At 57.4% G+C, this 21,173-nt stretch carries 19 protein-coding genes and 1 pseudogene; 7 read left to right on the top strand and 13 right to left on the bottom strand.

Annotated features, from left to right (window positions below; translation table 11 throughout):
* Nucleotides 1-8: 8 nt before the first annotated feature.
* The 4 genes from HMPREF2980_RS08575 to rfbA all read right to left on the bottom strand — a co-directional run bounded on the left by HMPREF2980_RS08575 (nucleotide 9) and on the right by rfbA (nucleotide 3,713).
* Nucleotides 9-317, bottom strand: coding sequence for a PqqD family protein (locus tag HMPREF2980_RS08575; protein WP_070676147.1), 309 nt, complete (start codon nucleotides 315-317; stop codon nucleotides 9-11).
* Nucleotides 314-1,171 carry a nucleotidyltransferase family protein gene (locus HMPREF2980_RS08570; protein WP_070688386.1) on the bottom strand — a complete coding sequence of 286 codons (858 nt, stop codon included), beginning with the start codon at nucleotides 1,169-1,171 and terminating at the stop codon, nucleotides 314-316. Before HMPREF2980_RS08570 ends, HMPREF2980_RS08575 begins: the two co-directional genes overlap by 4 nt.
* A 112-nt stretch (nucleotides 1,172-1,283) precedes the next feature.
* On the bottom strand, nucleotides 1,284-2,756 hold the full coding sequence (locus HMPREF2980_RS08565; protein WP_070688335.1) for a tyrosine-protein kinase domain-containing protein: 1,473 nt from the start codon (nucleotides 2,754-2,756) through the stop codon (nucleotides 1,284-1,286).
* A gap of 96 nt (nucleotides 2,757-2,852) precedes the next feature.
* Nucleotides 2,853-3,713, bottom strand: a complete 861-nt coding sequence (rfbA, locus tag HMPREF2980_RS08560) for a glucose-1-phosphate thymidylyltransferase RfbA (protein WP_070688334.1) — start codon at nucleotides 3,711-3,713, stop codon at nucleotides 2,853-2,855.
* Nucleotides 3,714-3,787: 74 nt separating this feature from the next.
* On the opposite strand from rfbA, the gene rfbB reads away from it, so the two are divergent.
* From rfbB to HMPREF2980_RS08525, 7 genes are all read left to right on the top strand, one after another.
* Nucleotides 3,788-4,786: a dTDP-glucose 4,6-dehydratase gene (gene rfbB, locus HMPREF2980_RS08555; protein WP_044142793.1), complete on the top strand. Its 999-nt coding sequence runs from the start codon at nucleotides 3,788-3,790 to the stop codon at nucleotides 4,784-4,786.
* Nucleotides 4,786-6,210 (top strand): dTDP-4-dehydrorhamnose reductase, encoded by a 1,425-nt coding sequence (gene rfbD / locus HMPREF2980_RS08550; RefSeq protein ID WP_070594036.1) that lies wholly within the window; start codon nucleotides 4,786-4,788, stop codon nucleotides 6,208-6,210. The genes rfbB and rfbD overlap by 1 nt, the downstream gene beginning before the upstream one ends.
* A 244-nt stretch (nucleotides 6,211-6,454) precedes the next feature.
* Nucleotides 6,455-7,114, top strand: a complete 660-nt coding sequence (locus HMPREF2980_RS08545; protein WP_012904012.1) for a 50S ribosomal protein L25/general stress protein Ctc — start codon at nucleotides 6,455-6,457, stop codon at nucleotides 7,112-7,114.
* 146 nt (nucleotides 7,115-7,260) lie between these two features.
* A complete protein-coding gene (pth, locus tag HMPREF2980_RS08540; protein ID WP_070691418.1) occupies nucleotides 7,261-7,848 on the top strand; it encodes an aminoacyl-tRNA hydrolase in 588 nt (195 codons plus the stop codon).
* A 204-nt stretch (nucleotides 7,849-8,052) separates the two neighbouring features.
* Nucleotides 8,053-9,351 carry an aminotransferase class V-fold PLP-dependent enzyme gene (locus HMPREF2980_RS08535; protein ID WP_070691416.1) on the top strand — a complete coding sequence of 433 codons (1,299 nt, stop codon included), beginning with the start codon at nucleotides 8,053-8,055 and terminating at the stop codon, nucleotides 9,349-9,351.
* Nucleotides 9,352-9,417: 66 nt separating this feature from the next.
* Nucleotides 9,418-9,888 carry a Fe-S cluster assembly sulfur transfer protein SufU gene (gene sufU, locus HMPREF2980_RS08530; RefSeq protein WP_070691413.1) on the top strand — a complete coding sequence of 157 codons (471 nt, stop codon included), beginning with the start codon at nucleotides 9,418-9,420 and terminating at the stop codon, nucleotides 9,886-9,888.
* A 530-nt stretch (nucleotides 9,889-10,418) separates the two neighbouring features.
* The gene (locus HMPREF2980_RS08525) at nucleotides 10,419-10,916 is read left to right on the top strand and encodes an FAD synthase family protein (protein WP_005508886.1); all 498 of its coding nucleotides are present in this window, start codon (nucleotides 10,419-10,421) and stop codon (nucleotides 10,914-10,916) included.
* Between the two features lie 168 nt (nucleotides 10,917-11,084).
* On the opposite strand, the gene HMPREF2980_RS08520 is transcribed toward HMPREF2980_RS08525, so the two are convergent.
* From HMPREF2980_RS08520 to HMPREF2980_RS09665, 9 genes and pseudogenes are all read right to left on the bottom strand, one after another.
* Nucleotides 11,085-11,582 carry a DUF2505 domain-containing protein gene (locus tag HMPREF2980_RS08520; RefSeq protein WP_049338798.1) on the bottom strand — a complete coding sequence of 166 codons (498 nt, stop codon included), beginning with the start codon at nucleotides 11,580-11,582 and terminating at the stop codon, nucleotides 11,085-11,087.
* 248 nt (nucleotides 11,583-11,830) lie between these two features.
* Entirely contained in the window at nucleotides 11,831-12,541 is a 711-nt protein-coding gene (locus HMPREF2980_RS08515) for a glycosyltransferase (RefSeq protein WP_070691410.1), read from the bottom strand.
* 277 nt (nucleotides 12,542-12,818) lie between these two features.
* On the bottom strand, nucleotides 12,819-13,298 hold the full coding sequence (gene pssD, locus HMPREF2980_RS08510; RefSeq protein WP_049350003.1) for a PssD/Cps14F family polysaccharide biosynthesis glycosyltransferase: 480 nt from the start codon (nucleotides 13,296-13,298) through the stop codon (nucleotides 12,819-12,821).
* A gap of 220 nt (nucleotides 13,299-13,518) precedes the next feature.
* Nucleotides 13,519-14,751 carry a Wzz/FepE/Etk N-terminal domain-containing protein gene (locus tag HMPREF2980_RS08505; protein WP_070691406.1) on the bottom strand — a complete coding sequence of 411 codons (1,233 nt, stop codon included), beginning with the start codon at nucleotides 14,749-14,751 and terminating at the stop codon, nucleotides 13,519-13,521.
* 66 nt (nucleotides 14,752-14,817) lie between these two features.
* Nucleotides 14,818-16,794, bottom strand: a complete 1,977-nt coding sequence (locus HMPREF2980_RS08500; RefSeq protein WP_070691404.1) for a lipopolysaccharide biosynthesis protein — start codon at nucleotides 16,792-16,794, stop codon at nucleotides 14,818-14,820.
* Nucleotides 16,791-18,146 carry an O-antigen ligase family protein gene (locus HMPREF2980_RS08495; protein WP_070691402.1) on the bottom strand — a complete coding sequence of 452 codons (1,356 nt, stop codon included), beginning with the start codon at nucleotides 18,144-18,146 and terminating at the stop codon, nucleotides 16,791-16,793. Before HMPREF2980_RS08495 ends, HMPREF2980_RS08500 begins: the two co-directional genes overlap by 4 nt.
* Nucleotides 18,147-18,163: 17 nt before the next feature.
* Nucleotides 18,164-19,114, bottom strand: a complete 951-nt coding sequence (locus HMPREF2980_RS08490; protein WP_049345168.1) for a glycosyltransferase family 2 protein — start codon at nucleotides 19,112-19,114, stop codon at nucleotides 18,164-18,166.
* 11 nt (nucleotides 19,115-19,125) lie between these two features.
* A complete protein-coding gene (locus HMPREF2980_RS08485; RefSeq protein WP_049345169.1) occupies nucleotides 19,126-19,914 on the bottom strand; it encodes a CDP-alcohol phosphatidyltransferase family protein in 789 nt (262 codons plus the stop codon).
* Between the two features lie 478 nt (nucleotides 19,915-20,392).
* Nucleotides 20,393-21,173, bottom strand: a pseudogene (locus HMPREF2980_RS09665) (hypothetical protein); the annotation flags it as partial.

Below are 21,173 nucleotides of genomic sequence, written 5' to 3'. Positions count from 1 at the left end.
TGAGGGCCTTACCGGGCTTCTAAGAGCCCCTTGGAGAGCAGCTCAGGAATGAAACCCTCAATCTGCGGTCCCATAGTCTCTATGGGCTGTTCATACATTTCGCAGAGCACGTCGATAGCGTCCTGCAACGGCATCGGGTCCTCAAAAATACTCCAAATAATGGAGGCAGAATCCTGAAGAACAGACAGCTCACCGTTGGCAAGATTCGCGAGATAAGTTGCTGTGGGGGAGTACTTAGCGAACTCTTCAGAATGAACATACGCGATGTTCTCGGGGATGCCGTATACGGTCTGACGGGAATCTACCGGATTGCTCATTTTTTCACCTTGATTCCGAAACGCTCAAAGAACTTTGCACGTATCTCTGCCTTAGTAGGGGTGCGTCCCAGCTGCATCGCCAAATGGTCCTTATTCACAAAGAAAATATTTTTGAGTGTGCGTAGCTTATCGTGCAGGGTCGTTGCTGATTGCAGGCGTCCGATCCACTGGATGTAGTGGGGCACATCCTGGGAGACCGACAGCCACAGTAGGTAGTCGCGGTCGTCACGGTACTGCTCCAGACCGCCCATAGCCGCGCTGTATGCGAGGGAAGAGTCAAGCTCCTCCGCGCGGGCTCGTAGGCGCTGCCAATCGCTATAGGAGAGCAGAGAGACTAGATAGTTAATATCTGCACTGTAGCGTGATGCAGCGCGGGCGCGGTGAAGCACCACGAGAAGACGCGCATCCAGATCGCTGGGGACAGTGCAGGGACGGTGAGCAATCATACGGGTCTTGCGTGCCGCCCAGATGCGGTCAAACGCCTTCTCATAATCGCCGTGGCGTCCTAGACCGGGAAAGAAACGATGAATATCAGTCAGGCCCCATGAAGCGTGGTAGAGCGTCATCGCGTGCTCGAACACGGAACCTGTTTCGAAGTGGGCTTGGATACGCCATCCATCTGCCATAAGGATCTCTACAAAGCGGTCCACGTGAGAGGGCCGGACAAGCAGGTCAGCGTCGGAGCTGTACCTGCCCTTGCGGTAAATTTCCTGGGAGAAAGCGTAGCCTTTGACATGCAGAATATCGATGGAGTGCATGTCGGCAATCCGCTGGAAGTAGGCGTGCGCAAGCCGAATCCGTGCCGCGAGCGGAGTAGTCTGCGGCTCCGGGGTATTGGGTGAGTGAGTGGTCACAATAGCCTTTCGGTGCACATGTATACCAGATAAGTATAAGGCGGGACGGGCAGAAAATACTGCCCATCCCGCCCTAAGTCGCTCCCTATGGTTTAGGGCGCTTATTACGTTGTTACTTCTTGGTCGAGGACTTCTTTGACGACTTCTTGTCGCCTTCCTTGCCGTAACCGTAGTAGGTTGCATAACCAACGTAGGCGCTTGCGTAACCGAAGCCGTAGTAGGAGTTACCCAGACCCTTACGGGGTGCACGGTTCAGAACCATACCGAAGAGGTTAGCGTTAACCTTCTTCAGGATGCTTGCTGCCTCAGTCATCTGTTCACGGTGGCTTCGACCGATAGAACCAACGAGGATCACGCCATCCACGGAGTGGGAGAGCAGCGAAGCGTCGGTCACGGGCAGCAGCGGCGGAACGTCGACAACCACGATGAACTCTTCGGAGAGCTCGTTGATCAGCTGGCGCATCTTATCCGAGCCCAGAAGTTCGGAGGGGTTCGGGGGGATACGACCTGCAGGTAGGACGAAGAGGTTCGAATCGCCCAGCTGGTGCACGGCGTTAGCGATCTCAACCTGGCCAGCCAGAACCTGGGTCAGACCAACCTTAGCGTCGAGCTTCAGCTTCTTAGCCACGGTCGGGCGGCGCAGGTCGGCGTCAATGAGGATGACGGGCGAACCAGCGTCAGCCATTGCGCGAGCCAGCGACAGCGACACGGTCGACTTACCTTCACCGGGCACTGCGGAGGTGACGATGAACGAACGAGGGGGAGTGTCAACGTTCACGAAGCGCAGGTTGGTGCGCAGCTGGCGGATAGACTCCTGAGCGATGTGGTCGTCGGTGTTGCCCTTAACGATGTTCTCTTCGTTCAGGTCGTCACTGACGGGCAGAACACCCAGGATGCTTGCGCCGGTTGCCTTGGTAGCGTCGTCACGGGTGCGGATGCGCTGATCCAGCGCGCGGCGCAGGAAGATAGCCAGGTACACCAGCGCCAGGCCAGCAGCGGCACCAACGAGTACGTTCTGCTGGTAGTTCGGAGCCACCAGCGGGGGGTTCACGCTTGCGTTATTCAGCGGAATCACGCGAACAGTGTTGCCGCCGGTCGGGGATGCACCGGTGTTTTCGCCGTTTACCAGAGCCTGAGCGTTACCGGGGTTCTGCTCAATTTCCTTGATGTAGTCGGCGGTAGCCTGTAGCGCACTGTTAGCGAGAACCTGTGCGTTCTTCGGGGAAGAAGCCTTCGCGTTAACGGTAATCAGTGCAGCGTTATCACCTGCGGTTGCGGTGAGGCTAGAACGAATCTGACCGGTGGACAGGGACAGTTCGGGGTTGTTCTGCTTAATCTTCTGTGCCACGGCCTCAGAGGAGACGATAGCAGCGTAGGAGCGAGCGCGCTCCTTAGCGGCCGTAGAGCCCGAGAGAACATCCACCGTACCGGACTCACCCACGGTCACGTAGCCCGAGGATGATGCAGCGTAGACCTTCGGCTGGAGAGATGCATAGCCGAAGCCCGCTGCGGCACCGACAACGATGCCAATAATCAGCAGCCAGAGGTTAGCCCTCGTGGTGCGGAAAAATTCCAAAATGGTCATGGTAGTGAGAATACTCCAGAAAGTTTGAGTTAGTGTGCCTGCGACGTGGAGTGTTGTTGCAGGCGGTGAAGGGATGCGAAGATCCCCAGGTGTTTATTAGCGGAGCAATCCGAGCAGGTAGCTACCGTAACCACTCTTGACGAGGGGGGTAGCAATGTCGCGCAACTGCTCATCGGAGAGCCAACCGTGGCGCCACGCAATTTCCTCCGGGCAACCAACTGACAGACCCTGACGGCTCTGAACAGTGCGGATGAAGTTAGTGGCATCAGCGAGTGAATCAAAGGTTCCGGTATCGAGCCACGCGGTACCGCGAGGCAGAACCTCAACCTTCAGTTTACCCTGTTCCAGGTAGACACGGTTGAGGTCAGTGATTTCCAGCTCACCGCGAGGGGAAGGCTTGATTTGACGTGCGTACTCTACAACCTTCGAGTCGTAGAAGTACAGGCCCGGAATAGCGTAGTCGCTCTTGGGGTTCTCGGGCTTCTCTTCAATAGATAGTGCGTTGAAATTCTCATCGAACTCCACCACGCCGTAAGCGCGAGGATCAGCAACCCGATAAGCGAAGACGGTCGCGCCATCCTTCTGCTCGTAGGTGGCAAGCTGAGTACCCAGACCGGGACCGTAGAAGATATTGTCACCGAGCACGAGGGCTACGGGGTCGTTGCCAATAAAATCAGCACCCAGAATAAATGCCTGTGCCAGACCATCCGGAGAAGGCTGCACCTTGTATTCGAGATTAATACCGAAACGGGAACCGTCACCGAGCAGTCGCTGGAACTGCTCCTGATCGGTAGGAGTGGTAATAATCAAAATATCGCGGATACCCGCCAGCATGAGAGTGGACAGCGGGTAGTAAATCATCGGCTTGTCATAGACCGGAGTGAGCTGCTTGCTAATACCCTGAGTGATAGGGTGCAAACGGCTTCCGGTGCCGCCGGCAAGAATAATTCCCTTCATAACTTCTTATTGTGTCATGTTTATCTCTTTGTTGAGGCATAAAAATCGCTATTTAGGCAGGTAAAATATACCGTATGGCTCACATTCTTGTTACCGGCGGTGCCGGTTTTATTGGTTCGAACTTTGTTCACCACCTCATCGATAACACTGATCACACTATTACTGTGCTGGATAAGATGACCTACGCCGCAAATGCTGCGTCTTTGGAGGGTCTTCCTGAATCCCGCTTCAAGCTCGTCGTAGGCGACATCGCCGACCGCGAGCTGGCTGACGAACTGGTCGGCAAGGCAGACGCTGTCGTTCACTACGCTGCGGAATCGCACAACGACAACTCCCTGTCCAACCCCGAACCGTTCATCCACACTAACCTCATCGGTACTTTCAGCCTCCTGGAAGCAGTCCGTAAGCACGGCACTCGCTACCACCACATCTCCACCGACGAGGTCTTCGGTGACCTCGAGCTGGACGATCCGGCAAAGTTTACCGAAACCACTCCCTACAACCCCTCTTCCCCTTACTCCTCCACTAAGGCAGGCTCCGACCTGCTCGTGCGCGCATGGGTCCGCTCCTTCGGTATTGAAGCAACCATCTCTAACTGCTCCAACAACTACGGCCCCTACCAGCACATCGAGAAGTTCATCCCCCGCCAGATTACTAACATCCTCTCGGGTCTGACCCCGAAGCTGTACGGCGAGGGCCTGAACGTCCGTGACTGGATTCACGCATCCGACCACTCCTCGGCTGTGCTGCGCATCCTGGAGCAGGGCAAGATTGGCGAAACCTACCTCATCGGTGCAGACGGCGAAGAGAACAACATCACGGTTCTGCGCACCATCCTGCGACTGATGGGCAAGGACGAGAACGACTTCGAGCACGTGGTTGACCGCCCCGGTCACGACCTGCGCTACGCAATCGACGGTAGCCGCCTGCGTGCAGAGCTCGGCTGGGAGCCGAAGTTCACCGACTTCGAATCCGGTCTTGCCGACACCATTAAGTGGTACACCGACAACCGCGGCTGGTGGGAGCCCCTGAAGGCTGAGGTCGAGGCGAAGTACGCAAAGGCTGGCCAGTAATGACCAAGGAATTGAAGGTTACTGAAACCGAGATTCCCGGCCTGCTCATCATTGACCTGCCGGTTCACGGCGATAACCGCGGCTGGTTCAAGGAAAATTGGCAGCGCGAGAAGATGGTCGCAGCCGGTCTGCCCGACTTCAACCCGGTGCAGAACAACATCTCGTTCAACGCTTCGATAGGTACCACCCGCGGTATCCACGCCGAGCCGTGGGATAAGTACGTTTCTGTTGCGACCGGCCGTATCTTCGGCGCGTGGGTTGACCTGCGTGCCGGCGAGTCCTTCGGCAAGGTCGTCACCGTGGAGCTGGGCCCGGACACCGCAATCTTCGTGCCCCGCGGCGTGGGTAACTCCTTCCAGACCCTGGAAGAGAACACCGCCTACACCTACCTGGTGAACGACCACTGGTCGGCGGATGCAGTATCCGGCTACAGCTTCCTGAACCTTGCCGATGAGACCGTCGCAATCGACTGGCCTATCGACCTGGCGAAGGCAGAACTCTCCGAGAAGGACCGTAACCACCCGCGTCTGAACGAGATCAAGCCCCTGGAAGCCGACCCGATCCTGATTATTGGTGCGGGCGGTCAGCTCGGCACCGAGCTGGTTCGCCAGCTCACCGAGCAGAACGTACCCTTCCTGGCTGTGGATCGCGACCGCCTCGACCTGGGCAAGCCCGAGCAGTGGCGCGACGCATTCCGCTGGCGCTCCTTCCGCGCGGTCATCAACGCTGCAGCGTACACCGCAGTGGATCAGGCAGAAACCCCCGAGGGGCGCCGTGACGCCTGGGCAGCTAACGCCCTGGGTGTGAGCGCTCTTGCCTCCATCTGTGAAGAAGCTAACCTGCCGCTGGTTCACGTATCCACCGACTACGTCTTTGACGGCTCCCTGCCCCTGGGCGAGGAATACCCGGAGGACTACCCCCTGGCACCGCTGAGCGTCTACGGCGCATCCAAGGCTGCCGGTGAGGTTGCCGCCGCCGCATGGCGTAAGCACTACACCCTGCGCACCAGCTGGGTTGTTGGCGCCGGCAAGAACTTTGTGGGTACCATGGCATCCCTGGCTGAGCGCGGTATCGACCCGTCCGTGGTCGCCGACCAGTGGGGCCGCCCGACCTTCACCCAGGACCTGGCAGCAGCTGCCCTGCACCTGCTCTTCTCCGGCGCAGAGTACGGCACCTACAACGTGTCGAACACCGGTGAAGTCATCAACTGGGCGCAGTTCGCTCGTGCAGTGTACGAGGGCACCGGCCACGACCCGGCACGAGTCAGCGACACCACCACCGAGGAATACTTCGCCAACGCTGAGCTCTTCGCTCACCGTCCGACGAACTCGGCAATGGACCTGTCCAAGCTGATTGCTGCAGGCTTCACCCCGCGTGATCACCGCGAGGCGCTTGCCGCCTACTTGGCAGAAATGGGCTCCTAATCCTCTAAGGAATTGGCTCTATATCTGCTGACAACAGCATAAAAGGCGTGAAAAACGCCATATCACAGGTTCCCGGCCCTTGAAGAAGAGCCGGGAACCTGTACAATATTGTCTTGGCCAAGGCGGTGGAATACACGAAACGTGTAGGTCCGTAACTGACGGTGGCTGGTTGGAAAGAGATTTCTGGCGCCAGTCCCTATTCCACTTGGCGCATAACTTCTAACCAAGAAAGGGTGGACAACTCATGTCAGATACCATCAAAATTTCAGCTACCGTACGTAGCGACTTCGGCAAGGGCTACGCGCGCCGCATCCGCATGGCAGGCGACATCCCCGCCGTCATCTACGGCCACGGCGAAGAGCCCAAGCACGTAGTACTCCCCGGCCACGCAACCACCCTGGCTGCCCGCGTCCCCAACGCTATCCTCGACCTCGACATCGAAGGTGAATCACACCTCGCAATGATCAAGGACATCCAGCGTCACGCAATCCGCCCTGAACTGCAGCACATCGACCTGCTGACCGTTAAGCGCGGCGAGCGCGTTGAGATTGAGGTTCCTGTACACGTTGAAGGCGAGCCTGCTGTTGGCGCCGTTGCTAACCAGGAAGAAACCGTTCTTCTGGTTGAAGCTGACGCACTGAAGGCACCCGAAGCTTTGACCGTGAGCATCGAAGGCCGCGAAGCTGGCGCTCACGTTCTGGCATCAGACGTTGAACTGCCCTCAGGCGTAACCCTGGTTGCAGACGCTGAACTGCTGATCGTTAACGTTTCTGAGCCCGAGGAACTCGACGTTCCCGAGCCCGGTGAAGAAGGCGAAAACGCACCCGAGGGTGACATCGTTGAAGCTTCCGAGGAATCAGATCAGGCTGGCGAAGCTCACGACTCAGATAACTCAAAGCACTAGACCGCGCCCTGCGCCTAGCGCAACAATGATTTGTGGATGGCCCGCCGCTACCTCTCTTCTGAGGTGGTAGCGGGCCATACTCATAGAATGGTGTAGTCCATGAATTTTCTAAAAACCTTTTACAGCGCCGTGGAAAGGGCGAAGATATGTCTGATGCGTGGCTCATTGTTGGTCTGGGGAACCCGGGCCCGGAGTACGAGAAAACCCGCCATAACATCGGCCAGATGGTGGTTGATGAACTGGCGCGTGAAGTAGGCGGTGGCTTCAAGGAGCACGGACGCGCGCGCGCCCAGGTGCTGGAAGGACGTTTGGGTATAGGCGGACCCAAGGTAGTGCTGGCCAAGCCCCTGACCTATATGAACACCTCGGGCGGCCCGGTATCGGCTCTAGCCCAGTTCTACGATATTAACCCCGACCGTATCATCGTTGTGCACGATGAACTCGATATCCCCTTCGACACCATTAAGCTCAAGATTGGTGGGGGAGAGGGCGGCCATAACGGCCTGCGCGATATCACCAAAGCACTGGGCACCAAGGACTACTACCGTGTGCGCACCGGCATCGGTCGACCTCCCGGACGCATGGACACCGCAGATTTCGTGCTCAAGCCCTTCAGCAGCACCGAAGCGAAGGACCTGCCCTTCCTCATCTCAAACGCAGCGGATGCAACCATGATGCTCGTAAAGGAAGGCCTGCTGGCAACCCAGCAGCGCTACCACGGCGCAGGCTCCTAGCCGTATGACCCGTGCCGGGTAAACACTGAACTGGGTCAACACTGAACTGGGGTAATGCATGATGCGGGCCGATGTGTGAACTAGGCTCTACCTAACTATGCAAGAGCCCGGTGAGGGAATAAGCTAGAAAAGAATGACGTTATACGCTCCACGACGGGAAAATACCCGACCCGTGGAGCGTATGAGCGAGAGAAGAAGGTACCCGTGGCTGAATACTCCACCCCCGCCAACACCCCGCTGAGCGACGAGATCGTACGCCAGCTTCGCCAGGATTTCCCGATCCTCAACACTGAGGTCAACGGGCACCCCTTGGTCTACCTGGATTCGGGGGCAACCAGTCAGAAACCGCTTCAGGTGCTCGACGCTGAACGTAACTTCTACCTGCACGCTAACTCTGCCGTGCACCGCGGCGCACACACCCTCGCGGTTGAGGCAACCGACCTGTTCGAGGATGCGCGCATCACCGTTGCGAACTTCGTTGGCGCCACTGATGAAGAGCTCGTGTGGACCTCTAATGCAACCGAGGCGCTGAACCTGGTCGCCTACTCCATTGGCAACGCCTCTCAGGGTATCGGCGGTCCGGCTGCTGAGCGTTTCGCGCTGGGCCCTGGCGACGAAATTGTCACCACCGAGATTGAGCACCACGCGAACCTCATTCCCTGGCAGATTCTTGCTCAGCGAACCGGCGCAACCCTGCGCCACATCCCCTCCACCGAGGACGGTCAGCTCGACTACGAGGCAGCCGAGAGCATCATCAACGAGAAGACCCGCATCGTGGCGTTCACCCACGTCTCGAACGTGACTGGCGCAATTACTGATGTGCCCCGCATGGTTGCTATGGCTCGTAAGCACGGCGCAATCGTTGTACTGGACGCCTGCCAGTCCGTGCCGCACATGCCCGTAGACTTCCACGCCCTGGACGTCGACTTTGCGGCGTTCTCCGGCCACAAGATGCTGGCACCCACCGGCATTGGCGCCCTCTACGGCCGCGCAGAGCTGCTGAACGCCCTGCCGCCCTTCCTGACCGGCGGCTCCATGATTACCCGTGTGGGTCTGCAGGACGCCGAGTACATGCCCGCCCCCATCAAGTTTGAGGCGGGCACCCAGCGCGTCTCGCAGGCGGTTGCTTTCGCTGCCGCTGTGCGCTACCTGCAGCACTTGGGCATGGAGAACGTTGAGGCGTGGGAACACGAACTGGGCGCTCGCCTCGTTGAGGGCGTTCAGAAGATTGAAGGCGTGCGACTGCTTGGCCCCACCGATCCCACCAAGCGTGCCGGCCTGGTCGCCCTCGCCATCGAGGGTGTACACCCGCACGATGTGGGTCAGCTACTCGACACTCAGGGCATCGCCGTGCGCGTGGGTCACCACTGCGCCCAGCCGCTACACCGCTGCGCCGGCGTGACTGCCTCGACCCGCGCCTCCACCTACATCTACAACACCACCGAAGATGTGGATGCTTTCCTGAAGGCACTCGCCGAAGTACGCCCCTACTTCGGCCTCTAAAGCAGACGCGTTAGACGCTAGCGCCCCAAATTTTTCAGACATACCAACTGACGGAAGAAGAACACCGTGTCTCTTGAATCCCTGTACCAGGAAATTATTCTGGAGCATTCTAAGCAGCGTAGCGGCGAGCACCTCGTAGAGGTACCCGCCGGTCACGCAAGTGCCGATAACCACCAGTACAACCCCACCTGCGGTGACGAAATCAACCTGCGTGTGGTGCTCTCTGATGAGCTGAAGGATGGCGAGAAGACCATCGAGTCGATCTCTTGGGAAGGCGACGGTTGCTCTATCTCCATGGCTGCCGCTTCTGTGCTCTCTGAAATGGCTCCTGGCATGACCACCTCCGAGCTTCAGCACCACGTGGATGCGTTCCGCGAGATGCTGCGCTCGCGCGGTAAGGTGACCCTGGATGAAGAAGAGTACGGCGATATGGCTGCATTCTCCGGTGTTTCGAAGTTCATGGCGCGCGTGAAGTGCGCGATGCTCTCCTGGGTTGCCGTTGAGGAAGCCACTAAGGAAGCAGCTGCGAAGAACTAAACCTTTGCTGAGAAGGTAGGCTGAACCGGTGGGGGAGTAGCTAGTATTTGAACGCCAATCGAAAATACCAAATGGCTACTGAACCTAAAATATTGCACAAGAACGTAAGTATATGCGGTCAAAGCGTGCAGAAAATACTGGCTAAAACTCTTCGCTAAAATCTAGCGGTTAATTGTTTATCTATATAAGCTTTCTTTGATTTCAAGCGACGTATAGAAAATATGAGGCGGATACTACACTGTATCCGCCTCATTTTTATATCTTTCTCTTTTTCCTCCAAAAAGGTGACTGGTAAAATAAAAGGACGAAGGGCGCCCAACCAGCACCCTCGAGAAACTCTTTTCGGACCCGCACACTCTGAGGTGACAGCGAGAAGAAATAGGGCAATAATAAGAAAATATTTTCTCAATATTGCACATTCTTCACTTATTCTTAGGCTCTCACCCCAGACCGCGGATATGTTTTTCACCGCTCTGGTACCTCAACCACACCGGAATACCCATCGCCGCTACCAACCACAAGGAACCCCCATGATTATTGGCTACGCCGCAGGCGCCTACGACCTTTTCCACTACGGCCACCTCGAGATTCTCCGCAAGGCCAAGGAAAACTGCGACTACCTCATCGCAGGCGTCGTGCACGATGACGTTCTGGAAGTGACCAAGGGCCGCCGCCCCGTCATCCCCATCGAAGAGCGTGCCGCCATCGTCAGCCACATCGACTACGTGGACGAAGTGCACGTCGAAACCACCCCCGACAAACTCGAAACCTGGAAGCAGAAGCCCTTCAACGTCTTCTTCAAGGGCGACGACTGGAAGGGCACCGACAAGGGTAACGCCCTGGAAGCACGCTTCGCAGAGGTTGGCGTTGAAGTACACTACTTCCCCTACACCGAGCACACCTCCAGCACCAAGCTGCGCAAGGTCGTTGACCTGCTCGAAGCAGAGCACGACCTGCGCGTAGAGATGCGCCGTTTCGCCGAACTGCTTGGCGAGCGCGAATACTCCGAGGCGATTGTCGCTTCCTAACGCTGTCGCCTCCTAATGCTTATATGTCCTTATCAGGGCTCTAGAGCTCATAGAGACCCATAAAGAACAGAGGATCCCCGCCGTAATTACTTACGACGGGGATCCTCTGTATCTTGGTGTATCTAGCCGTATATCAGCTACACCTCAAAGGTGAGCGTCTCATAAGCTTTAGCGCTGTGCCAGCCACTTCTCAGCGGAGGTGCCCAGAACCTTCAGTACGCGGCCAACCTGGGGCTCAGCAGCGGCTGCAATCTTCTTGCCCACCAGCGGGATGGAGCAGGAGACCTCACCGTTGACGTCCAGGCGGGTCTGCTCACCCTCGGGGGTCAGCTTCTGAGTAGCCTGAGCGGACACGGGAACGCCGTTGACCTTGACCTCGGTAGAAACGGTGCGGGAGCCGTCAGCAGCCGGTGCGCTTACGGTGTCCACCTGGGTCATAGCAACGCCGTTGCCGACGAACTTACGAGCGATGTCCGGCACGCGCTCAGCGGGCACGGTACGTTCGGTGGTTGCGGTGAACTCAGCGGAGGTGTCACCGGAAACGGAGAAGCTACCGAACTCAACGCCAACCTCGGAGCAGACGAAGCGTGCGAAGTCCTCGCTGGAGAATGCCTCGATAACCTGCTCAACGTTTGCGTTGATAACGGTCGATTCCTGAACTGCCATAATTGTTCCTTTCGTAGTGCGCGAAAACCCCGCGCATTATCCCTTCTAAGGATACGGTGCGCGGGGTTTCGCAACCAATGTAAAGACGCGAATCCACCTGAGAATATGCCGTGAACAAGGGAAAACATCCACAGCCTCTCACAGGGTGGTTGGAGGATTCGCATGCCGGTCTAAAAATGAGGGAAACACCTTCGGGCGGCTCCCACATCGCATCGCTAAGGATGCGGGGCATAGAAAGCTAAAGCTTTTTAGGCGCTGGGAGCCATCGCGTCGATGCGAGCCATCTCAGCCTTACCCGCACGGTGTGCGCGAGCAGCCTGCTTCAGGCGACCCCAGAAGGAATCCTTACGGTGGGTCTTGCCAGCAAGCAGATCCTGCAGTTCCTCGCTCAGCTGTGCTGCAGAAATCTCCGGGGTGGAGATGTAGGGCTCAGCGGTGCGGAACAGGGAGGGGTTCGCCAGAGCAAGATCCAGCTTGTCGAAGAGGTCTTCGCGGCTTTCAACAACAACAGCGTGGCCGCGCTTCTCCATCAGAGTGGTGAAGGGGACCTGGTGGTTGTCAACGACCTCGTCGAACTCTGCGCGGCGCGGAACAGCCAGGGGCAGAGCGCCGGTGCGGCGTGCATCCTGGATGGAACCGGGGCCGCCCTGAACCAGCACTACGCGCGCGGTTGCGTAGTAGTCCAGCAGTTCGGAGGCGGGAAGAAGCTTGAGGTTGTCTGCGTGCTTAATGGGCGCAGTGTGACCATGCTGCACGAGGCAGGTGACCTTGGGGTGAGCCTCAAGATAAGCCTCAACCCAACGCAGAAGACGATCAAAAGTGTGAACGTCGGTGCCGAGGGACACCACCAAATCGTAAGTCTTGGTAGGAATACGAACGGGCGCGACGGCAGGAGTAAATACGGGCAGGTCGAACTTGGAAGTATCAACGCTGACGCGGGGGAAGTTCTGAATAGACATAGCCTATTCCTCTCTATGTATTTATCGGTAGTAACCCCGTATACCTGACGCAAAAATCCGGAGGGCATCATTGGTATACGTGGCGGCGTCGTGCCGGAGAAAATGGTGAGTAATCTCCGCATACGCTTCTCTGGCGAGTGGTTAGTTCGCTTGGATGGTGAGTCCACAGTGGAGCGCACGACTTATGCGTATCTGTATGTATTAATAAATACTATACCCTGAAAATAACGCCCTCAGCACACGCGGGGACGCTATTTTCAGGATAAATTCATCACTCTTAGAAAATGGGATGAATCACACGAGAATCAGGGAAATTCTCCTGCTGTTCCTCGCTCTGAACAATAATTCGATCAGCAAAGGTGTACAGCATCTTGCCGGTCATCGTCGGCAGAGTTGGGCGGTCAAAACACTCAATATAAAGAGTCTTTACGCCAAAAAGTTTAGCTGCAACAAAGAAAGGAACAGCAACACCTGCACCCGCAGAAACAACCGCATCCGGACGTTCCTTCGGGAAAATACGAAATGCCAAGAACAGATTACGAATAGCGTTCTTAATATTTCGAGTGGTCGGGTAATACGCCCAATAGGTCTTCTCATCCGCGAGAGAAGATTCAACATCGGGCTGCTTAAAGCTAACCCACACGCGGTCATAATCCTGCCACGCAGCAGAAGTAGCTGTCAGATGCTTCAAGTGTCCGCCACTGCTAGAAACCAGCAGAAGCTTCTTCGGTGCCTGAGAGGAAGTTGCCTCAGTCATAGTGTTCTCCTAAAGCCCCAATACAAGAGAAAAATAAGAAGAGAAGATAAGGGTGAGCTGACGGGCCCTACGGAACCGGCATCAACAGACCTATCACAATAGATCCGCCTCAGCAGGTACCACCGCACCCTACGCTCAAGGACGAAGGACGAACCCGCACAGAGGCGAGGCATCCATCAATAGACCCCGATTACGCGCGGTCCAGTTACTCCCGGTCTAGTTATTCGCGGTCCAGGAAAACAGCCAGAGCGTTCACGCCCTCAAGCTGATCCAGCTGAGCGAAAAGCTCACGAACCTGCTGCAGAGAAGTAGCTGCAGCCACCGGAACCAGAGCCACGCCGCCAGCCTGAACGAAACGCAGCTGGGTCGATAGGGGAGTAGCGGTGCTCAGGCTAATCACCAGAGGAGTCTCGCTCTTCTCAACCAGCGACTCGGGAGTGTGGCGGGTCAGAGCGTCACGGACCGAAGCGTAATCGGTGAAACGTGCGTACTCGGTGGGCAGAACACGCTGCAGCATCTGGTACAGGTGCTCAACGCCGCGGTCAGTACCGGGCAGAATGACAATGCCGGAAGCGCCAGCGCTCTTCACATCGCCGTCGGGAGCACCCATGGTGCGCAGCAGCATGAACGCGTCATTCGCCTCCGAAGAGGAACCCAGCTCGTGAACCGGGATGCCAGCATCTTCCAGACGGTCAGCGTAACCAACGTGACGCATGGTGCGGTCACGACCGTAAGCCAGCACAGCACCAATCAGCAGACCGGCAACAGCACCAACAATAGCCATCTTCACCGGGCCAAGAGCCGAGGAAGAAGAAGGAACCTGAGCCTCGCTCATCACACGGCCACCGGTGGTGGAAGTCAGCTGAATCTGGGCGCGACGCTCCTGCAGCTGAGAAAGCAGACCCGCACGGCCGTTATCACCCTCGAGAGCAGAAATCTGCTCATCAATCTGGTGCAGAGCGGAATCAACGCTGCTCTTCAGAGACTCGGAACGAACCTGCAGGTACGCGTTTGCCATAGCGTTAGCGTAACGTGCAGCATCCGTGCCGTTGGGGCGGGTTACCTCAATATCCAGCACAGCAGTCTGGGAGGTACCGGTCACCTTGACGGAGTTCATCAGGCGGCTGGTCAGCTGAGCCTCAGAGAGGGTATCGCCATTAGCAATCAGAGACTTCGCGGCGTTCTGCGCAACCTCACGAGAGGAAGCAACACGAGACTCGGTCGCAATATCCACCTTCGCGGAGTTAGCGCTACCGGTACCGGCGGGATCAACCACCAGCGGGTAAACAACCAGCGAAGCCTTAGAAGTGTACTTGCTATTGGTCATGTAGCCGTAGACGGCACCCGCCACAGCGAAAACCACGACTGACAGCAGAATTAGCAGAGGGTGTCGGAAAATGCGACGTACCTGGCTGCCAAGGGTAACCGAGGAGGAATGAGAGGTGTTATCCATGAGGACATCCTAGAGGAAGAGAAACGGACACTAAATATCGGAGAAAAACGTAGAAGAAGCGGAAGACTAAGACTTCGCACGGCGGGCGGAAAGGAAACGCTCAATACCGAGAGCCTTACGGAAGCGGTACAGCACCGCACCGTACACCGGCACCAGAAGCACCACGTACACGATGACGCCCAATACGCTCTGATCCAAGAAAGTCAAAGACACCAGAGCACACGCTGTCGGAACAGCCGCACCCAAGAAGAGCGAAGGAGCCATCTCACGGACCGAAGCACGAATACCCACCAAACGGAACACCTGGTAGCTCGCCAAGAAGGTGTCAATCAGCAGAGCCGATGCCCACGCCGTCACCGCACCGTACAGGCCCCAGACCGGAACCAAGGTGAAGTTCAAAGTCACAGCCACCACCAGCGAGGAGAACTTGTTCAACAGCTGCCAGCGACTCTTACCGCTCATCAGCAGAACAGACTGCACACCACCGGCACTCATCGACAGCATCGCCGCCGGGCAAATCACCCAGAGAATACCGGCGCCAGCCTCAAAACCCTTACCGAAGAAGCCCAGAAGAACCGGACCAAAGAACGCCAAGGAGAGGTAGAACGGCCAAGACAGAGCAGTCAACACGCGAGTAGTCGATAGGAAAATCTCTCGAGCACGATCGAGCTGACGAGTCGCCAACGCCGCACTAATCGACGGGCCGGTCACCACACGTCCGGTGTGCTCAATCATGGCACCCACACGAACACAACGGTTCACAGCACCATAGACACCACCTGCAGCAGCACCTAAGAACGCCGTCACCACCAGCACGTCAATCCACTCCAGAATCGTTTCCACAACGGTTGCGACACCGCGTGCAGAGCTGAAACCCCAGAACGAACGGAACGTCTCGGTCGGAGAATCCTCAGAAGGAAGAACCTCCAGATGCTCCTCCGAGGGGAACGCCCGCTCCAAAAGCCACAGGGCAACCACCGCGGTAATCGCCACCGGAATGGTCCAAGCGTAAACCAAATCCATGAGCTGACCCGAGAACAGAACCACCAAACCCACAGCCGCAAAACGCAGAGTAGGAAGCAGAACATTCTGCAGGAGCGTAAAAGTCACCACACGATGCAGACCACGCAGAGCGCCGAAGAACACCGTCATCAACGCCGCCACCAGCACGAAAGCGGAGCTGACGCGCATCGCCGCCTGATACTCGGGAGCCATCGGCACAATCCCGGTGTAGATGTAAACACCCGTCACCAGAAGCACCGAAGTCACCAGCGAAGGAATCAGACCGTAACGGATTAGCTGCGGCAACACACCGTAACGTCCCAGCGCCCGCTGAGCGCTCATCGTACGAACCAAGCCAGTATCCGCGCCGAAGGTCACCAGTGAAATCGCAATCGCGAACAACGCCATCAGACGGAAGAACTCGCCCGAACCCTCAGCACCAATACCATTCGACACCACCATCGTGGTCACAAATGCGATACCCGCACCGTACATCACGCACAGCGAAGCAAGAGAGCCGCTCTTCGCCAGGCTGGGCTGCTTACCCTTAGCGGGAGCTTTCTTAACCGGCGCGCTCTTTGCGGATGCGCTATCTGCCGGAACACCTGACGCGGAAGGCTTAGCCTTCTCAGTCAGAGTCTTTTCTTCCTGTGCCTTTTCTACAGACTCAGCAGTAGCCGGGGCAATCCGCCGGGAACCGGGCAGATGAGCACCCGCTACAGCGGTAGCGTTCGCCGCTGAGGAACCCGCCTCCAAAGAACCGGGCAACGACTCCTCGGAAGCAAAGCCTCGAGCCGGAGGCACAATCGACAGCGCCGTGGTCGCAGGAAAACGACCGGAACGGATGTCGTCCACCGTCGGAGCGAACTCATCAGCAGAAGATTCCACCTGCGAATCAGTCAGCTCCACTACCGGCTCCACGTACTCGCCGCTCTCACGTAGGCGTGCACGGCGGCTAGGGTGACCACCCGTCGAGTAGGCATCATCGAAAGCTGAAACCGCAGAGGTCTCTAAACCACGAGGGGACTGATTCTTCGTCATAGCCCCTCACCATCCCGAATGGAACGAATACATGCCATCGACGCGAGCATCAGAATGGTCAGCTGAGCGATATCGAAGCTGTAGAAGATGAAGACAACACAGCACGCTACCGGCACGCTATGGAGCCAATACCCGGGCGTGGTCTTCACTCGTGCACCGCTTGCCACAGTGCACACCATGAAGAGCGCGAACAGCGCCAGACCCACGAAGCCAAAGCAGAACATCAGAGTCCACAGGTATCCCTGGGTACCCATTGACACGCCAATGCTCGGTTCCATACGCGGAGTGCCGTAACCAATAATCGGGGACTCCAAAGTCGCTTTCCAAGTAGCGCGGTAGAGCGCCGCACGACCACCGGTGGAGTCCGAGTAGTCCTGACGACCCAGAATATTATCCACGGTGCCCGACGCAAAGAGCGCCACAACCACAGCTACGATTGCCGCAACACCCATACCCACAGCACGCCAATTAGCTGCAAGGAACTGACGCAGCAGTACGTACGCTGCGCTGATACCCAGACCAATGAACATACCGCGGTTACTGGTCGCAATTGCCGGCACGGTAGAAAGCGCCATGCCGATTAGCAGTGCGATACGCAACCAGATGGAACGCAGACGCAGCAGGCACGCCAGCATCACCGGGGTGAGCAGGGTGTACGCCAGACCCCAACTATTCGCGTAAGGGAACGGCGCGGAGGGGCGAATATACGCCTCAGGCGCACCCCAAGGACGCTGAACCTCCGCCAGGGGAGGAAGCATGTAGTCGCGCACCAGCAGGTTCTGCATAAAGCCAGAAGGCATGATGAAGCTCATCGGGGTACGCAGACGGAACTCGGGGAAGAGAACGCCGCCGTAACCCAAAACAATCAGGGTCACCCACAGAGTTGCCAGACCGCCCAGCAGCCTATTGACGCTAATAGAGGAGCGCGCATTGTAGTAGTACAGGGCGTAAATGCCGGCACTGAGAATATTCACAAAGCGCAGACCCCAACCAATAATGTCGGTGGAACGGGTCAGAGCAAGTGCCGCAACAACAACCCACACGCAGAATGCACCCCAGACCCACAGGGAACCGGGAACACGCACATTACCTCGAATGATGAGGTAAAAAAGTATGATCGCTGCCAGTACCAGCGGTGCAATCTGAAGCAGCCCCAGAGCCCACAGCGCCGGGAAGCCGTACAGCAACGCCAGCAGAGGCCAGGCGGGGAGCTTCTTCTGCGCCGTAGACACCGGGCGGATGCGCGCGCGGGCACGCAGAATACCGCTAGGCGGCGTATTAACCGACCCGGCGGAATCCTTCAGAGCCACAGGCGAAGTACCCGGAGGGGAAAGAACGGAAGAGGAAACCATGTCTGTGCGATACCTGGTTAGAGACCTCGACCGGTCTTCTGGACGAGATCAAGAAGAGTAGCGGGCTTAATAATGCCGGTGGACACAACATACGCCGCCCAAGCACGAAGCTGCTTGGGGTCGCGGCGCAGAGCGGAGCGAGCGTAGGCACGCGCCTCCTTGTTGTTACCCAGCGACGCCTGAGCGTACGCAATCTGACCGGCGATACGTGCCAGACCCTTGGGATCCTGCTCAAATTCGGGGAACTTACGCAGAATGTAGCTCAGACCGTCAACCATGGACTGCCACTTACCGGAGAAGAATGAGGGGCGGTCCCAGAGCACCAGAATCAGCGGCTCGGGCACGCTCAGCACATCGCCGTGGCGGGTTGCACGCAGCAGCAGGTCGTAGTCTTCACCGTAGGCAGCGGGCAGCTCCTCATCGACCAGGCCGATGCGAGCGGGCTTACCGTCAACGCCGAGCAAATCCTCGCGAGAGTACAGCATAGCGGAAGGGTGAATCTCGGTGATGCGCGAACGCAGGAAGTCCGCGAAGGTTGCGCGCTCGGGCGCCAGGCGCACGATATCCTGACCGCCGGAGCGGACGGTAATACCCGAAGAGATAGCGGCTGCTTCGGGGTTTTCGCGCCAGAGAGCGACCTGCTGGGTGAGCTTGGACGGCATCCAATAGTCGTCGTCATCGCAGAAGCCAATCATCTCACCGCTGGAGGCAATGATGCCGCTGTTGCGGCCGCCAGCCAGACCGCCAGAGCGGGTGTTGGAGACAATCTTCAGGGCACGGTTTTCGCCGACCTCAATGTCCTCGAGGCGGTCGGGCTCAACACGGTCAAAGACGACAACAACTTCAACGAAGCCGCGGTAGCTCTGCTCAAGGATGGAGCGGACCGCCACGCGAAGCAGTTCGGGGCGCTTGCCGTTGGTTGCGATAACGGCGGAAACAGCAGGGTTGCGAGAGGTGAAGTGCATCATTGGGGTTCTCCTTACTCAGCGGGGGTCGCGAGGCTAACGTACTTGCGACGCATGGACAGCAGGACGGTTGCGGCATTAGCCAGCAGAAGCAGCGCGTAGACGATGACGAACACGGGTCCGAAGCCAAGGAAAATGTAGATCCAGCAGAGGGTACCAGCGTCCATGTGCAGGTTGATGAAGGAGCGCAGGGGGCCACCGGTCGGGGGAGCAGCGGTCTTGCGGTTGTTGCGTAGCTGCTCAGCAAGAATCTGGCTCATGAAGTGACCGGCGGTCAGCGCGGTGAAAATCATGGGCATCGCAATGATCCAGCCGTTGAATGCGTTGGAACCGGTAAAGGAGTAGTGCGCAGGGTACAGCAGGAAGGAGAGCAGAGTTGCCATGTGCACGGAGGGCACACGGATGGAGTCGACCACATGGTCGAGCCACTCACCGGCGGGGGAGGACGCGCCGGTCACGCGAGCAACCTGGCCGTCAGCGGAGTCCAGGCCGTAACCGAGAGCGAAAAGCAGTGCAACGCAGATGCCCACACCAATGCTGGGAGGGCAGGTAATCAGAACGATGAGGCCTGCAGCGGAACATGCAGCGGAAATCGCGGTGACGCCGTTGGGGGTGATGCCCAGAGCGACAGCTGCCGCGGCGAAGTAGCGTGCTACTCGGCGGTTGACCCAGCGGGTGTAGGCGGGAACGCCAATGCCGGGCTTCTGCGCTGCTTCAAGAGAGCGCAGGGTGTGAGAAAACTTCGCAGAAAATCCCGATGCGGGTGCGGAGTTCGGGGCGTGAGGTGCCTCAGAGGTGGACATGCACATTCCTTTTTAATCGGTGAGAGGAGTGAAGGAGAGTGAATTACTCCCTTTCGGGGTGGTTGCGAGAAAGTCCGGAAGTCTCGCACGCGAAAAAAGAGGTGGTTGGTCCCTTTTTTCACGTACACCACTATATAGATATTTTACAACGAGATGAAGTGCAACAGGGGGCGTGTGGTCAGGGTCAACAATTGTGTCGTAAAAACCCTCTGACAATGCGCTTTGGTGCAGATTTGCGGGATCCTTCGGGTAGGCTTGGTGTGCTGTTAGAGGGGGTTATCGGCGCTTTGTTCTCGTGAATTGTGGATTTAGAAAACATTTCTGAACATTGTGCAGAGAGGCACATGACAGAAGCACAAATAATGGGAATAAATGATGCAAAAAACACGGAAAAGTGGGGAATATACGCAAATGGGGTTTGATTTCCTGAATCATTCAGAAAATCAAACCCCATTTAGCTGAGATTATCTAGAAGGTATTAGTTCCTTCGAGACTGCATCGGAACGCGGGTTCCGACTCCGTTATTGACGATGCGTCGCTCGCCCTGGCCGGCTGCCGCGTTGTTCGCGTTGTCGACCACGGGCTGCTCAGCCTCGTGTGCGGCGGGAGCATCCGCCTCCTTGTCGCCTTCCTTCTCGGCGGGCTGCTCAGCAACCGGTGCCTTGGAGGTAGCCTGCAAATCGAAGCTCACATTCGGGCGAACGTTACGTCGGCTAATGCCCGGGTGAACCTCAACAGCGATGAGGTTCTCACCAGCCTTCAGCTGAGAAGCCGGAACGGTGAAGGTCACCGGAGTCTTCTGAGCCGTAGCGGTATCAATCGAGCTCGATGCAATCGCGCTATTCCACAGCTTTCCACGAGTGTCAAAGTTGGAACGACCAACCTCTTCACCGTTGACACCCACCGCAATAGCGTCATCCGCGTAAGTGGTCAGCACGAGATCACGGCTGGCCTGCTCACGAGTGAGCTGGATGGTGGTGTAGGCGTAGATATTGTGGCGGGAACGCACGAGCGGAACCTTAACGGAGGTGTTAAGGTTACCAGTACCGACCCCAATCGGGGTCTTGCCGGTCTGCCATGCTTCCTGCGCAATATCTTCCAGGCTGAAGTGGAAGTTGTACTTCCAACCGTACTTACGGTTGGGAGCCTGGGTAGAGACCATGTACTTCCACTCGGACGTGTAGGGCAGAACAATCTGGTCCTTAGCGGCTTCTTCCTTCGGATTCTCAGGCTTGGGATCGGCAGGCTTCGGGTCCTCA

Origin of the sequence: Rothia sp. HMSC076D04 (genome assembly GCF_001814645.1) — a bacterium.
Taxonomy (GTDB): Bacteria; Actinomycetota; Actinomycetes; order Actinomycetales; family Micrococcaceae; genus Rothia; species Rothia mucilaginosa.
The sequence above is the reverse complement of the archived record's forward strand: the minus strand, read 5'-3'. Positions and strand labels throughout refer to the sequence as shown.